The 15,513-nt window shown below is 54.5% G+C and carries 8 protein-coding genes and 2 pseudogenes; 4 read left to right on the forward strand and 6 right to left on the reverse strand.

Annotated features, from left to right (window positions below; translation table 11 throughout):
• Nucleotides 1-50 precede the first annotated feature (50 nt).
• From QKW35_RS19595 to QKW35_RS19605, 3 genes are all read right to left on the reverse strand, one after another.
• Nucleotides 51-3,677: a hypothetical protein gene (locus tag QKW35_RS19595; RefSeq protein WP_282355858.1), complete on the reverse strand. Its 3,627-nt coding sequence runs from the start codon at nt 3,675-3,677 to the stop codon at nt 51-53.
• Between the two features lie 765 nt (nt 3,678-4,442).
• Nucleotides 4,443-5,171: a response regulator transcription factor gene (locus QKW35_RS19600; RefSeq protein WP_282355859.1), complete on the reverse strand. Its 729-nt coding sequence runs from the start codon at nt 5,169-5,171 to the stop codon at nt 4,443-4,445.
• 32 nt (nt 5,172-5,203) lie between these two features.
• Nucleotides 5,204-7,999 (reverse strand): cache domain-containing protein, encoded by a 2,796-nt coding sequence (locus QKW35_RS19605; RefSeq protein WP_282355861.1) that lies wholly within the window; start codon nt 7,997-7,999, stop codon nt 5,204-5,206.
• Between the two features lie 170 nt (nt 8,000-8,169).
• Here QKW35_RS19605 and QKW35_RS19610 point away from each other — a divergent pair, with 170 nt between their 5' ends.
• From QKW35_RS19610 to QKW35_RS19625, 4 genes are all read left to right on the forward strand, one after another.
• Nucleotides 8,170-9,375 (forward strand): ABC transporter substrate-binding protein, encoded by a 1,206-nt coding sequence (locus tag QKW35_RS19610; protein WP_282355872.1) that lies wholly within the window; start codon nt 8,170-8,172, stop codon nt 9,373-9,375.
• A 135-nt stretch (nt 9,376-9,510) separates the two neighbouring features.
• A complete protein-coding gene (locus QKW35_RS19615) occupies nt 9,511-11,148 on the forward strand; it encodes a fatty acid--CoA ligase (RefSeq protein ID WP_282355862.1) in 1,638 nt (545 codons plus the stop codon).
• Nucleotides 11,149-11,498: 350 nt separating this feature from the next.
• On the forward strand, nt 11,499-13,520 hold the full coding sequence (locus QKW35_RS19620) for a methyl-accepting chemotaxis protein (RefSeq protein WP_282355864.1): 2,022 nt from the start codon (nt 11,499-11,501) through the stop codon (nt 13,518-13,520).
• A 232-nt stretch (nt 13,521-13,752) separates the two neighbouring features.
• Complete coding sequence (locus tag QKW35_RS19625; RefSeq protein WP_282355865.1) at nt 13,753-14,091, forward strand: hypothetical protein; 339 nt, start codon at nt 13,753-13,755, stop codon at nt 14,089-14,091.
• Between the two features lie 433 nt (nt 14,092-14,524).
• Here the strand turns inward: QKW35_RS19625 and QKW35_RS19630 are convergent, their stop codons facing one another.
• From QKW35_RS19630 to QKW35_RS21355, 3 genes and pseudogenes are all read right to left on the reverse strand, one after another.
• Nucleotides 14,525-14,821 carry a hypothetical protein gene (locus QKW35_RS19630; protein WP_282355867.1) on the reverse strand — a complete coding sequence of 99 codons (297 nt, stop codon included), beginning with the start codon at nt 14,819-14,821 and terminating at the stop codon, nt 14,525-14,527.
• A gap of 177 nt (nt 14,822-14,998) precedes the next feature.
• Nucleotides 14,999-15,214, reverse strand: a pseudogene (locus QKW35_RS19635) (hypothetical protein); the annotation flags it as partial.
• 16 nt (nt 15,215-15,230) lie between these two features.
• Nucleotides 15,231-15,407, reverse strand: a pseudogene (locus QKW35_RS21355) (SpoIIAA family protein); the annotation flags it as partial.
• Nucleotides 15,408-15,513 lie beyond the last annotated feature (106 nt).

A 15,513-nucleotide genomic window follows, 5' to 3' on the forward strand; every position in this document is an offset into this window, starting at 1 on the left:
GCTAACGTTCGTGGCTAGTTACACTATGATCTTTTAGGCTTATCGGGAGCCTACTTTTCGCTAGTAGGTTTTTCCCTCGGTTTGGTTTCACCCCACGGGTCAGTGCTCGCCGTAGCCACTTTCAGCTGCTTTTTCCATAGCAGTCCATGGCTGAAACGTTGCCAGCCCCAACGCAGCCATCTCAGCATGGCAAAAACCAACCAGAGAGACCAGGCCAGCATTGTGAGTCTGTATACCCAGATAGGCAGGGAGAACACCCAGCCTTGGGGTAAAGTCTCACTGGATATATCCTGATACCAGTTAAAGAGGAAGTTATTGCTAAAGTTGCCTAATACTTTCATGTCTGGTGTCGCCAGCAGGCTGAACGGTATTGTCGCCAGGAGGCAGCCCAATGCGGCAATCGAGAGCGTAAGCAGGGCGAGTTGAGTCAGGTTGTACTGCCAGCGTGGCAGTTGTGCAGAGAGTTTTTGCCGACGCTCAAAGGCAAAGAACCAAACAGCGATCAGTAGTCCGCCGACCGCTGTCACCGTGCTGACACCAAGCCCTAATAAGATCCATTGATATGCTCTTACAGGAATGTCTAAGCGGAAATGGCGTACGCTCCAGCCCAGGGCCAGCGCGATCAGAATGATTACGATTAATATGCTCCAATAAAGCATGGCGGGACCGATCGCTGGTCCACCTAGAAGGAGTGGCCAGCGGTCGTGGGGAAGGAGGAGCGTCAGGTCGATATTATTGGCCGGGGTGGAAAGGTGCAGCTGTGGTGTTTTCATAAGCAGCGAGTCATCAAGCGACTGCCGCCAGCTAATCTGGATGTATTGCAGGCCTGGGTGCAGCGGTAATTTTAAGGGCCGCTGCTCGCTTTGGATAATTTGTGGTTGGCCATCGATCTCAATTTCGTGGACCTGGGCATTGTCTGGTAGCGTCACAGCATACTCACCGCCATGACTGGCTCGGATCTGCAGGCTAAGGGTGGATTCACTCATACGTGCACCGGGACGGTGGGCCAGGGCAACATGTTCAAGCGTCTGGGATGCACCTGCCACAGCTTCAGGACGTGTGATAGCCAACTGTAATTGATCGCCCGGCGAGGGGCGCCACTCGGGACGGGGATCCACTGTTTGGGCATCCTGTTTGATCGGATTGATACCCGTTGATTGGATATGCCAGATCGGTGCTGCCTTCAGGCGCCAGTGTTCAATCCAATGATCGATTCCGGGGGCTGTCAGGGTAATGAGTTCAGTGACCGGAAGACTGGAACGCCAACTGACAAGGGACTGGTCTGGACTCATGGTCACGATCGCCTCACCTCTTTCTACCCGTTGATCCTCGCTCAGCACCGATTCATTCGGCAGTAGGGGGAGATTGAGGTTAATTGTTCCACGGCGCGGCGCAACGCGGCGTACTTCTGTTACTACCTCCCACTCCAATCCCAATTGCAGCGTGCGTACGACGGTCACAAAGGGAGGGGCAGAATCAGGCAGCAGGCGTTCCTGTGCTGTATCCTGAGTGGTTTTGACCTTGCGCTCAAGCTGCAGGGAATCTCCCGGCACAGCCGTATCAACAAGTCCTGCGACCTGCCAACCGGGCGCGTTTAGCGTGACATTTCGCGGTTTGAGTGGGAATTGAACCGTGGCGGTATCGTCTGCCAGAGTGCCAAGCAGCGTGATTTGGTGATTGCCCTCAGGAAGCATGACTGATAGCTGACCCTGATGGTTACGCCCCAGCACCGGACTTGGTTGTCCATCCAGCGTGACGGCCGAAGCCGCCCACGTGTTGCGTCCATGTGGCAGGGGGATCTCGATCTGTTCCAGCGCATCGACCGCCAACCGAATCTGTATCTGCTGTCCGTTCACCTGGATGTGCATGCGCTGAATGGCAGCGCAGTCGGGCACACAGGTTGGGGGGCGGGTAAGCCGGTTCTCTAACTGTTCTAGTAACTGTGCTGGAGGAAAAGAGGCTTCGGCCTGAGGGGAGGCAACGCCGAGTGCAATGGTTAGTGCGATCGCTGAGAGTGCCCCTGTAGCTGACTCGCACGACGCTGGATGGTGTTGTTTCCAGCCTGATTGACGTAACAGACTGAATAGCCACAGGGCCAGCAAAGCTACAGTCGTAAAACGCCAGAGACGTGTCATGAATGGACTTATCACGTAGAGCTGCATGGTTTGTGATTGGGTGACCGGTCCACTCCAGGAGAGCCCAACACGGTGCCACTGCCATTTGGGTTCACCGGGCCCGGTTTGAATGCGCCCAGCCGGGTCCAATTCCAGGGATTTTGTGACTTTGTGTTGTTGCATAAGAAGGGGCGCTTCACCGGTCGGTGTCCTCAGTACACTCTCTTCACGAGATAGTGCGTCGGCAACCTCCCTCGTACGGGGTTCGTAGCTGAAGGGACGGTGGATCGCCTGGGTAAGTTCCAATTGGGGATAGATACCTTTGCGGATCTGATCGACCGAAAAATTGATCCCTACCATAAGCAGTGCCAGTATGCTGACCAACTGATAACCTCGCAGCAGCTTTTTCATTTTGCCGGTTGGTATAACTCTGAGTAGTCCGATGACCAAGATCAAATTGAGCCAGAGTCCAACCGGGGCAAAGGGCTCATGGTAGGTCAGCGCTAAGGTTATCCCTGCCAGTACGCCCCAGTGCAGACGTGTAATACGTGCCATCGCGCCGGCAATCAGAAGACAGAGGAAAAGGTCCCATAGTGTCCAGCGAGACAGCCAGGAGAGGCTGACCTGATCGACACCGCTCGCATGCAGCAGACGCCAGCCCGGCGGCAGGTTCAGGGTCCCGGATGCTTGGTTAACATGTTGATTCCATCCCACCACCGGCAGACTACTGCTCGTGACAGAGAAGGGCAACTCCACCCGGCTGAGTGTTTCCAGCGACAGGCTTCCGGGGGAAACCTCCAGGCCTGGTTCTTCATCCGGCAGCACAGTGATCAGTTGGGGGATACCGTTAAGCGACGCACGCCCCAGCGTATAAGTGGGTACCATACGAAAGCGGTCGGTCCGATGGATGAGCCCGCTCATCTGGTCTTTAACGGTGAGCCCCTGACCATCAAAGTCCAGCCAGAACTGGCGCTTAAGGCTAAGATCGCTGGGGGGCGGCGAGGCATCTCCGCGATAGCGTTCTTCGAGTTTGAATATGTCTTCAGGGGTGATCAGATAGGTTGGCAGGGCTTGCCAGGCGGCCGGTGCTTCGACCTGTTTGGGATCAGTCAGGCGGGGCCCTTGTATCTCGACACCGCGTAGGTGGCGTTGATGCTGAAACGCCCAGACTTCCTGCTCCGGCCAGTTTTCATCTTGGCGTTCCATAGCCAATGTGGATACGGGATGGTTGAAGCGTGCCTTGAGGCGCACAATCCAGTTGCCGGGGCGGAGTTGAATACGCAATCGGCCATCTGGCTCTATGCGGGCAGGAAGAGGAGACCGCAACCACAATGGCGTTGAATCGGCCAGTAACAGACGTCCGAGCAGGACCTCACGCTCGTGCCCAGAAACGGTTAGTTGCAGTTCTGTCTCGACTGTCAGAGGCAGAGCGTCCACCAGCTTACGGTAGACTCGGGCATTGAGGGTATCGATCACTTCCGTCGTCGCGGTCTCCTGTTTACCCAGCCAGAGGCGTCCGTTTTCAAACACCGGGCTGGAGACCTGCTTTCCGTCTACACGCAATGACAGCAGCCCGGTGTCCGTCGGAATCGGGAGGAAGCGTGGTGGTTCTCGCCACCGTAAATGGCCTCGGAGTTCGTATTGTCCTGGATCTAACAACACCGAGGGAACGCCGTTGTGTTCAGTAACTTTTAACGGGGAGCCGTTGGCGCTCACGTCGGTCGGCCAGAGGGTAGTGCTGCCGGGGAGAGTGATCCAGCTTTCTGCATAGAGAGTCCACTGCTGGATGAATTGCGCTTGTGTGTTGTCGGTGGTGACCTCCAGACGACTGGGCCAAGCGCAGCGCTTCTGGTCGAATCGGTTATAGAGGAAGGGGCAGGCGAAGGACAGGTGCTCCCTCATTACCCAATCTTTCCAAGGTCTGAGAGGCTCGGGGACATTGAATTCCGCCATTGTCAGGTGGCTGAGGCTGAGCATTAGACAGCCCAGAAGAAGCAGAACCCGCTGTTGCATGTCAGTTCCTCGCGATGCACGCCTAAAGGTCGGCGCAGTCAGAAAAAGCATAGCATCGAAAGTGGGTCCCGGAGGGCACTCTGCTGGGAGAAGGTCATTTCCAGGCGTAGGCTAGGAAAGGTTATTCACCGCATGCCTTCAACGTGTCTTGCGGCAGATCGTTCCCCCGATAGCGCGTTCTATTAGCAGAACCTTGTCAGGCTCAGGTCAATTTTCCCCTTCATCACGCAAAACAAGACCGGCATGTTGCCTGTATAGCGCCAAGACCTTTAATGGACAGTTCCACAATCCATTGAAGGTCTGATGAGTCTCCCGTTAACGATTCTTTCCTTCGCTATCTATCCACTCAACAGGCGTACAAAGCATATAACCCGCACCATACACTGTTTTGATAATCCGTGGGTCTTTGGGATCGGCTTCCAGCTTTTTACGCAGGCGGGACATGCGTGAATCAATGCTGCGGTCGTAAGGGATGGCTTGCTCTCCCAACAGGCGATCGCGGGAGAGGATCTGTTGTGGCGCGCGGAGTAGGGTGCCAAGCAGGTCGGCTTCGGCAGTACTCAGCGTCAGCTCCTCGCCAGAGTCTCGTTTCAGGGTCAGAGTGGATGGGTTAAAGATCCAGTCGGCAAAGCGGGCTTTCTTTACTGTGCATGACTGAGCTGGGCCCTCGTCCTTGTTGATCCGCCGCAGCAGGCTGTGCACACGTGCAACCAGTTCCCGGGGTTCGAACGGCTTGGTGATGTAATCGTCGGCGCCCAGCTCCAGCCCCAAAACCCGGTCCGGCAGGCTGCCGCGCCCAGACAGGATCAGAACACCGATATTGGCGCTGTCACATAGCTCTTTTACCAGCGCCAATCCATCCATATCGGGTAAGCCCAGGTCAACGATGCAGAGCTTTGGGGTTTGGCGTTTGATTGCCTGCAGTGCCTGTGCGCCGGTGTGAAACGCCCGCATATCAAAGCCGTAGTAGTCCAGCTCGGTGCAGACCAGATCGCAGATGTCTTTTTCATCATCTATTACATAGATCAGGTCACTTCTGTTCATGCCCATTGTCCTTAACGTTGATTGTTCTTGTTTTATCTGTTGGCGCTTTGAGGTCGTTTGGCGGCACTAATGGCCGCGGCCAGGGTATCACCCTCAAAGGGCTTAGGGAGAATCTCCCATGTTTGGTGTGTACTCTCCGGCTGCTGATAAACCGCGTTTCCGCTGATCAACACGATGGTGCTGTTACTGTTCTGTTCACGCATCAGCTCTGCCAGGCCAAATCCATTCAGCCGTCCGGGCATGTCGATATCACTGACCAATCCCTCAATCTCCGGCAGCGACCGGATTAGCTGTTCCGCCTCGTCTGCATCACCGGCTTCCAACACCGTAAAACCCAACGTGATCAATTGATCACGGACCACTGCACGTACATCCCGATCATCCTCCACTAATAGCATAAGCTGATTTGTGAAATCCTGATGAGTTGGCGCGGGCACGTTTTGGGGGTGATGTGGCTGAAGGTCCACGTCGGTTAACGGCAACAGCAGAGAGACGCAGGCGCCACCTGCCGGGCGATTCACAATAGTAATGAAGCCACGGGATTGCTTGATAAAACCGTACACCATACTGAGGCCCAGGCCGGAGCCTTTGCCCGCTCCTTTGGTGGTGAAGAAGGGTTCACAGGCCTGGGCCAGCGCCTCATCTGGAAACCCACAGCCGGTGTCGCTGACCCGTATCTCAACGTAGTCGCCTCTTGGCACGGGTTCATCATATTCAAGAGGTCGGTCGACACGGAGGTTGCGCACCCGAAGTTCAATCTCGCCGCCCTCGGGCATCGCATCCCGGGCATTGAGGGCCAGGTTGACCAGCGCGTTTTCCAGCTGGCCGGGATCGACAAACAGCGCAGCGTCGGACTCAATCTCCTGGATCACCAGGATGTTGCCGGGCAGGGAGCTGGTGACCAGTTCGACGGTGTCCTCAATCAATGACTTTACGTCAACAGCTGTGGGTGCCAGGGCCTGACGCCTGGAGAAAGCCAGTAGACGGGCAGTGATATCGGCGCCGCGACGGGAGGCCCGGATAGCCGGGGTGAGGTATTTTTGCAGACCTTGGGTCTCAATAAAGCGATCACTTGCTGCCAAAAGGTTACCCTGAATAACCGACAGCAGGTTGTTGAAATCGTGGGCCAGACCACCGGCCAGTTGCCCTGCGGCGTTCATCCGCTGGGCTTCAGTCAGGCGGCGTTCCGCCTCTTTTTCCGCGGTAATGTCTAGGGAGAGGTTGAGCAGGCCGATGATCTCGCCGTTGCTGTTGATATCCGGTAGCAGGATCCGCTTGGTGATCATCTCCTGACCGTCACGATTGAAACTGTACTCGAAGGCAACCTCTTCGCCAGCCAGGCATTGTTCGATCTGTGGTTTGATGGTGTCCATCATCTCTGGATCGATCACCGCATCAATTGAACGGCCTACGATGCTTTGTTTATCACCGCCGAACAGATCGGCGTAGCCCTGATTGACGAAGAGGTAGCGTAGATCTGCATCCAGGTACGCGATCTGTGCGGGTAGGGCGTCCAGGATCAGGCGCTGACGCTCCTCCAGCAAAGCGAGTTCCTGGGTGCGCTCCTGCACCTTGCTGTCCAGGGTCTGAATATTGGTGCGCAGTCGGTGCACCATGCTGTCAAAGGTCTGCGCCAGCATGCCCAGTTCATCGTCACGCTGGATTCCGCTGCGTGCGGTCAGGTCGCCCCCGCGAACCCGCTCGGCCGTGAGGGCCAGCTGCTTGATGGGTTGCACGATGCGGTGGATAAAAAACACCGCCAAGCCCATCGCCAGCAAGATAGAGATCAGGGCGATAGTGAGGATACGTTGGCTGAGCTGGACCGAGCTGTGACGTAGTTCATCCACATAGACTGACGAACAGATATACCAACCGAACCCCTCCATCGAACGCACCAGGGAGATTTTGTCGTAAACGTAGTTACCTGGGTCGGATGGGCTATCCCATTTGTAGTGCAACTCCTTGCCCGTATCCGCAATGTCGATCAGCTCCTCGATGATCGGGCGGCCGGAAGAGGGATTGATCAGGGTAAGGGCACTGGTTTGATCGATGTTGGGGTTGGGGTGGGCCAGCAAGTGCCCTTTATTGTCGAAGATATACAGGTAGCCGGTTTTTGCCACCCGGATCTCACTGAGCGCTTCACGTACCTCCTGAATCGCCGCTTGCTTACGGGCCTGGACCTCCGCTTCCAGGTCATCCAGATAGAGCCCACTACCGATCACAAATCCCCATTGCGGGAAGTTCTTCACGTAAGAGAGTTTGTCGATGGCCGGGCCTTCACTCAGGCGCTGCCATTTGTATTGATAAAACCCTTCGCCCTCTTTTACCGCCGCGTCGATCACCTGTCGGATGAGGTGGCTTTGGTCACGGTTGTCGGTTTTTGAAATCTCAAAGCCCTGGAAGCGTGGGTCGGGATGGGAGAGCAGGGTCGCGTCATGGTCGGCCACCCAGATATAGCCGTCGTTGCCGTATGTGACGTTGCGCAGGTTGGCGAATAGTCGTGTGCGCACCTGTTCGGCACTGAGGTTGTCGCGTTCAGCTTGCGCGAAGGTATTGGCGATCTGGGCTTCGGTGAGTTCCACCACCGCCTTAAGACGCTGCTTATGGGCATCCAACGCCTGCGCACGAAAGCTCTCCAGATTGGAGTACATCTTGTTCGCGAGCTGAAAGACATTGTTCAGTGCCAGTCGTGCAGAGTTGCGCTCAATCTCGTACACCTCTTTCTGGATCATGGGCACGGAGTAAACGTATACGGCGATAAACATCACCGCGATGATCATCAGGATCACCCAGAAGAAGCGCCGTACCAGCTTTGTGCCTGACATCATCGAACATAAAACCTGTCTGCCATTTCCGTTCAGTCTACTGCCAATCCTGGCCGAATTCTGCCTGTGCGCACATTTCGGTGCATTTGTGGCAAACCGTTGCCAGATTCCTGCTGTTGAATGGAGTTGTCATGCAACAAATAACAATAAAAAACGTTCCAGGAGAACAGATGATGAAAACGATGAAGTCTTCACTGCTGACCGCCGTTATCGCCAGCGCAATGACATTCTCAACCGCGCAGGCGCAGGGTATCTCAGATAACAAGGTGAAGATTGGCGTGCTTGGCGACATGGGCGGTGTATACGCCGATGTCTGTGGGCCGGGTTGTGTTACCGCTGCCCAGATGGCTGTCGAGGATTTTGGCGGTACGGTGTTGGGCAAACCGATCGAGGTGATCAGTGCCGACGACCAGAACAAACCGGATATCGGCTCAGCCAAAGTAAGGGAGTGGATTGAAAGCCAGCAGGTGGATGCCGTGACCGGGCTGGTGGCATCCTCCGTGACCGGTGCGGTAACCAAGGTACTCACCGATGCCAAGAAGATCGCCCTGATCTCCGGCTCCGCGTCCCATGCCTTTACCACCAAGGCGTGCAGTCCGTACAACGCCCACTGGACCTACAACGTGGTGGCACTGGCACAGGGTACGGTGAAACCGATGGTAAAGGCCGGTAAGAAAAACTGGTTCTTTATCACCGCCGATTATGCCTTCGGCCATGCACTGGAGAAGGTGGCAACCGGGGTAATCAACAAGAACGGCGGTGAAGTGGTGGGTTCCGTGCGGGTTCCGCTGGGCACCACCGATTTCTCCTCCTACGTGTTGCAGGCCCAGTCCTCGGGTGCAGACGTAGTTGCGCTGGCCAATGCCGGTGCTGACTTTGTGAACTCCCTCAAGACCGCTTCTGAATTTGGCCTTACTGAGATGATGGATGTGGCGGGATTGCTGGCCTTTACCCAGAACGCTAAAGCACTGGATCCGGCTATTGCCGGTGGCATGAAACTGACCACCGGATTCTATTGGGATCTGGACGACGACAGCCGCCAGTGGTCCGCACGCTTCAAGGAACGTCACGGCGGTATCCCATCCATGGCCCACGCCGGTGTGTACTCCGCCACCATGCACTACCTCAACAGCATCAAAGCCACCGGTACCGATAATGCCGATGTGGTGATGCGCGAGATGAAAAACACGCCACCGAACGATTTCTTCGCCCGCAACGCCACCCTGCGTAACGACGGCCGTATGGTGCACGACATGTACCAGGTACGAATCAAAAAAGCCGACGAGCGCAAAAACGACGACGATATCTTTGCCATTGAGCAGGTGATCCCGGGCGATCAGGCCTACGGTGCCATGCTGGCGCAGTGCAACTTTAAGTAGCTTCCAAACGTAGGTTGGTCTGAGCAGAGCGAAGCCCAACAGCTTAGAACCGATGTTGGGCTTCACGATGTGAAGACCAACCTACGTCGATGTGCACCTGAAAAATAATAAACAGACACCGAAAGGTAGAAGACGATGAAAACCAAAATCCTCGCACCAACCGATAGCGCTTATCAGTATCCCCTGTTGATCAAAAGCCTGCTGCTGTCTGGACAGCGTTACGAACCGGGCCGTGAAATTGTTTACGGCGACAACATCCGCTACGACTACCGCACCCTCAACCAGCGTATCCGCAAGCTGGCCAACGTACTGACCAACGCCGGGATCGGTGCCGGTGATACTGTGGCAGTGATGGACTGGGACAGCCACCGTTATCTGGAAGCCTACTTTGCCGTACCGATGATTGGTGCGGTGCTGCACCATGTGAATATCCGCCTCAGCCCGGATCAGATCGCCTACACCATGAATCACGCCGAGGATGACCTGGTGCTGGTGCATGATGACTTCCTGGCAATTGCCGAAACCCTGGTGGATCAGATCCCGAGTGTGCGCGGTTACATCCAGCTGTCTGATGATGGCAAGCCGCTCTCGACCTCTCTGAACAGCCTTGGCGAATACGAAAGCCTTATCGCGGATGCCGATGATCAGTACGAATTCCCTGACTTTGATGAGAACTCGGTTGCCACCACGTTCTACACCACCGGTACCACCGGCAATCCTAAAGGGGTGTATTTCAGCCACCGTCAGCTGGTGCTGCACACGCTGAATATGGCGACCACACTGGGCGCCTACGAGGGCCTGCCGCTGCTGCGATCTGACGATGTCTATATGCCGATGACGCCGATGTTCCATGTGCACGCCTGGGGTGTACCGTATGTGGCAACCATGATGGGTGTAAAACAGGTTTATCCGGGCCGTTACGAACCGAACAAACTGGTGCGCCTGTTCCGCGATGAGAGCGTGACCTTCTCGCATGGTGTGCCTGCCGTGTTGCAGATGATCCTGGGTTGCGACGAAGCCAAAGACACCGATCTGAGCGGCTGGAAACTGCTCACCGGTGGCAGCGCGCCAACCTTGGGCTTGGCACGTGAGATGGCCGAACGCGGCATCCTGTTCCATACCGCCTACGGCATGTCCGAAACCTGTCCGCTGCTGACCGCCACCTACCTGCACAGCAACGAGCGGGATGTAGCGATGAGCGATCAGATGCCCCAGCGCATCAAGACTGGGATGCCGTGTGGCATGGTCGATCTGCGTATCGTTGATCCGGAGGGTAACGACGTACCCCACGACGGTGAAGCGATGGGGGAGGTGGTCGTGCGTGCACCCTGGCTGACCCAGGGGTACGCCAAAGAGCCGGAAAAAAGCGAGGAGCTGTGGGCCAATGGCTGGTTGCATACCGGCGATGTGGGCTCGATTGATGAAGCGGGTGTGCTGCAGATCAAAGACCGCATCAAGGACGTGATCAAAACAGGCGGGGAGTGGATCTCCTCGCTGGAGCTGGAGAGTCTGATCAGTCAGCACGAGGCTGTTGGCGAAGTGGCCGTGGTGGGTGTTCCGGACGAGAAATGGGATGAACGACCATTGGCGCTGGTGGTTCCGGTGGCCGGCGCTGAACTCTGTGCAACGGTGTTGCAGGAACACCTGAAGCAGTATGTGGAAAGCGGCCGCATCAACAAGTGGGCGATCCCACAGGAGATCAACGTTGTCACTGAAATCCCGAAAACCAGCGTCGGTAAGATCAACAAGAAACTGATTCGTGAGCAGGTTTAACCAACCGTTCGCCTCCGGTGTAAAACAAACTTTGTGTCCCTCAATAATCTTCTGATATCGATTATCGATCTTGGCCGGTGCATGGTGCGATGTACCGGTCTTTTTTAGCTTTACTCTCCTGCACACACCTCAATGCCCTGTCCGAAATTATCAACTTAATGGCTTGATCGGTAATAGCTTCGCAGGTCAGAAACTAGCCAGAATAGTCCGTTAGACGTTTGTCTAGGTGGCGAGTTTTGACTGCTTTGAATTCAAAGCGGCCTACGCCACATATCTCCGACGTACCCAAGGGGCGCCAGGTAAGCCAGGCTTACCTGGCCACTAAAAAAATAATAAATCAGGACTGAAGTATGTTGAGTGCATTGCTGTCTCCGGCCATTGGTCTGATGAACAGATTGAACTACCTCTATAAGTTTTCACTTATCAATGTGTTGTTTCTTATCCCGCTATTGAGCCTTGCTTATATGCAGCTGGATGAGATCTCTGTGTCACAACAGATTACCCGAACTGAGTTAAGTGGAATAAAAGCACTGCGCCAGGCTATAGCACTGACCCAAACCGCATCGGATCTACGGGACCTGACCGTTGTTCAGGGTAGCGGATTAGACGTGAATGCGAAGTTGAATGCGTTGCAGGGCAAATACAGTGAGGGCCTGAACGACCTTGAGCAGGATATTGCCAGAATGGATGGGGCGGAAAAGCTGATAGAGCTCATATCCAAGCTGCGTAGCTTGGCTGCGGAGGAAAGAGGTGCAGGCACGCTGAACGAAGCGGCGATGTTTGTAAAAAACAATGCCCTGGTGCTGGAGACCTGGATACTGGTGCACAGGCTAAGTTACGAGACCGGCGTCTATCAGGACAGAGACCCGCACAACTTTATCCTGATGAAGGTGGTGTTGGATGGAATGGAACCCTTGCTGGAGCATCAGGGGCAGCAGCGTGCCTTTTCCACTCGAGTGGTCAAGGCCGGGATGGTGAATTCCAGTGTGATGGAAACGCTTAATCGGGTTATGGATGAACTGGTCAGTGATCAGAAACGCCTGGCTAGTAGCTTACGCCCGATTGCCGCGGCGGAGGGGGTCTTTGGACTGGACCTGATTGCACGGGCTGAAGCAACGTTGGTGAAGTTGAAACAAGGGGCCGAACGCTTTGAGAACAACATTCTGATCGACGAGAACCTGGATCATAACTGGGAGCAGTATTTCCAGCAGGAGTCGGATACGGGGGAGGCAATCTATAGCTTTATCTATGGTGCGCTCAACTTTGTGGAGGCACGTCTGCAAGTGAGGGACAGTGCACAAAGTAACCGGTACTTCGGCTTGCTGGCCGTTGTCCTGGCGGTTTTTGTGATCACCAACTATTTGATGTTGGCCTTTAACTTCTCGGTACGCAGCAGCATTCAGGCGATTTTGGATGCCGCCGAGCGTGTGGCGCAGGGCGATATGACCTGCCAGGTACAGATTTCCAACCGAGATGAGCTGGGCACTTTAGCCACTCAGTTCAATCAGATGATCGAGCGAATGCGATTACTGTTGTCGCAGGTTACCACGACGGTTGAGTCGGTGGCATCCCAAGCCGGAGTGGTTGATGCGATCGCCCAGCAAAGCAGCGAAGCGACTGAAACACAGCGCCGGGAAACGGATCAGGTCGCGGCTGCAATCAATCAGATGGTGGGCAGCGCACAGGAAGTGGCCGACAAAACCCTGATCGCATCACAAGAATCAGAAGAGGTGGACCGCAAGGCTGCGACGGGGCAGCAGCTGGTGACAAACACCCTGGCCGACATCGATCAGCTGTCCCGAGATATTGATGATGCGATGGCTGTGATCCATCAACTGGTCAAAGACAGCGACAGCATTACCCAGGTGTTGGATGTCATTAAGGGGGTAGCGGAGCAGACCAATCTGCTGGCGCTTAACGCTGCAATAGAAGCCGCCCGGGCTGGAGAGCAGGGGCGTGGATTTGCCGTAGTGGCTGATGAAGTGCGAACGCTGGCGAAACGGACGCAGGACTCGGCCTCGGAAATAGAGGAGATGATTACCCGCCTGCAGGCTGGCGTAAACGATGCGGTACGGGCAATGGAGGTTAGCCATGAGAAAGTCGGTCAAACGGTGACTAACTCGTCGGAGGTTGGTCGCACGCTAGAAAGCATTTCAGAGGCGATCTCTCGCATCGTTGAGTTCAACGCTCAGATAGCGTCTGCAGGTGAAGAGCAGACCATGGTTGCCAGTGAGATTGAGCGCAATGTGCGCTCAATCAGCGATGTAAGCATTCAAACTGCTGATGGTGCCAAAGGCACGGTTACAGCATGCCAGCAGATGACAGCTCAGGCTGATCAGTTACAGGGTGTGGTGGCGACCTTTAAAGTTTAACGTTCAAGGCCGGATAACGTTCGAAGAGCGTTATCCAGACGGCTCTGTTTACCAAGCCCCGGTAATCTCACGCCCAAATCCTACCAAATGCCGTTATTACCCCCCTTTTGGGTGATTTCGAATATTGCTCAGCACGGTAAGTTAAAGAAACAAAGGATCCAAGGCATTTGCAGTCAATGAACGTAAGGAAGAAAGAGTTAAGCCTCAATACACGATAAAAGAGGTGGCGAATATGTTAACCCGACACCAAGTTCCTAGCCTGGCTGAAGAAAACCGAGAGTTTGCCGGTACCGGTGGTGTAAGCGAAAACAATGCGCAAGCCAATTTCGCTCCCGCATTTCAGGATGCCGGTACCGGAGAGGTTGAGATCTCACGGTTTAAAAACGGTCAGCCCGCACCCTTTCATTTGCTGGATGGATTACCGGATAAATGGATCCTGGAAAGGGACGTAAAAGGTCGGGTGGTTACAGTAAAAGCCAGCATTGTTTCGGGTTTTGTTCGTCTTGGCGAGTTCTTCACACGACAGGAAGCTGCCGAGTTTATGGCGCACGTGGAAACTAACGTCCTCTAGGTGTATTCAATCTATTCATCTCAATCCATCCCCGCACAATTTCTTCTACTCATCCGTTAAAGTGAGCTTTGGGAGGCTAATGCCTCCCTTTTTTATGCCTGTTTGCTAGGGCGAATACCGTCAACATCGTTTGGTTCCCATGCTCTGCGTGGGAATCCGGATTATAAGGGCGGAGAGTATATGCATTCCCACGCGGAGCGTGGGAGCGAGGAAACCGATAAAGCGATTTGGCTGTAGGTTGGCCTTCGCAACGCGAAGCCCAACAGGCAAGGGGGCGTTTTGTGTCGACCGGTTGGGCATCGCTTCACGATGGCCAAGCTACGCTTTTTTATGTCCGTTAGTTTGGGTGAATACCATCAAGATTGTCTGTTTTCCCATGCTCCGCGAGGGCATCCGTATTGTAGGACGGAGCGCAGGATGTGCTCCCAGGCGGTTATTCGGTACGGCTCAGTTTCCGGTTGGTGTCAGGAGAATAGAGTAAAGGTATCCAATGCAAGAAACCGAACAGCAAAACATTGAGGAAATGAATTCTGGTCGATCCTCGATGCAACGCCTTGAGTTTTTGTTTGACGGCAATGAATTCCATCAGGTGGGCTACCAGCAAAGCAGTCACGATGGAGATTAGAGTTAAGTGATATGCCTTCATCGTTCCCATTACCAGGGACTCGAGGCAAAACAGATAAAAAGTAGCAACGCACACCTTCAACAGGGTAAAGATGTTATACAGCATGATGATCTCCTGAACATATAGGCTTGAGGGAATGGCACGGAGGTGTTGTTAGCTGATCCAGCGTGAGTTGGGCACAAATAAACACCGCATGGCCGGGGATGTTAGGTCTAGGTTGGTGCTGGGCCATCAATATCTGAAGGGGTAGATACTGATGGCCCAGAGGGTGTGCCCGTTGGCTTAGCCTACGCAGTCTTTACGTGACTCAAGGCAGTGCTGGTGCGTCTGTGTGGTGCTTTTGCGCTTATGCAGGAAGCAGGCGAGGGCTGGTAGCAGTATCAGCGCCCCAAGCATGTTCCACACAAACATGAATGTAAGCAGGATACCCATATCGGCCTGGAACTTGATAGGAGACAGGGCCCAAGTCGTAACACCGATGGCCAGTGTGGCACCGGACTACCTGACAAATAAACTATTGGGAATTGCCAATAACCCAGGATTTGGCTTTATCAAATTCTTGAAAAGAAAATGCCTGAATTTCTGCACTTACAAAGTGACCGGCAATTTTTTCCGCAAAGTCACCGAGCATGGAATCTGTGGCTAAGGCTACACGCGCGATCTTTTGATGGTGGTTTTTCACAAAACGAAGGTGGGAAGTAAGTGTAGTGGTTCAATGAACCCGGACACCAATTTAGGTGGTAAAGTCACCACCGTAGGAAGAGGTGTCCAATGGCAAGACAACGTCGATCATTTTC

This window comes from Pontibacterium granulatum, from assembly GCF_029961155.1.
GTDB lineage: Bacteria > Pseudomonadota > Gammaproteobacteria > Pseudomonadales > Balneatricaceae > Pontibacterium > Pontibacterium granulatum.

Bases quoted from the DNA above. Each gene is read 5' to 3' on its own strand.
- QKW35_RS19600 (WP_282355859.1), bottom strand. From the start codon at position 5,171: ATGAACAGAAGTGACCTGATCTATGTAATAGATGATGAAAAAGACATC.
- QKW35_RS19605 (WP_282355861.1), bottom strand. From the start codon at position 7,999: ATGATGTCAGGCACAAAGCTGGTACGGCGCTTCTTCTGGGTGATCCTG.
- QKW35_RS19610 (WP_282355872.1), top strand. From the start codon at position 8,170: ATGAAAACGATGAAGTCTTCACTGCTGACCGCCGTTATCGCCAGCGCA.
- QKW35_RS19615 (WP_282355862.1), top strand. From the start codon at position 9,511: ATGAAAACCAAAATCCTCGCACCAACCGATAGCGCTTATCAGTATCCC.
- QKW35_RS19620 (WP_282355864.1), top strand. From the start codon at position 11,499: ATGTTGAGTGCATTGCTGTCTCCGGCCATTGGTCTGATGAACAGATTG.
- QKW35_RS19625 (WP_282355865.1), top strand. From the start codon at position 13,753: ATGTTAACCCGACACCAAGTTCCTAGCCTGGCTGAAGAAAACCGAGAG.
- QKW35_RS19630 (WP_282355867.1), bottom strand. From the start codon at position 14,821: ATGCTGTATAACATCTTTACCCTGTTGAAGGTGTGCGTTGCTACTTTT.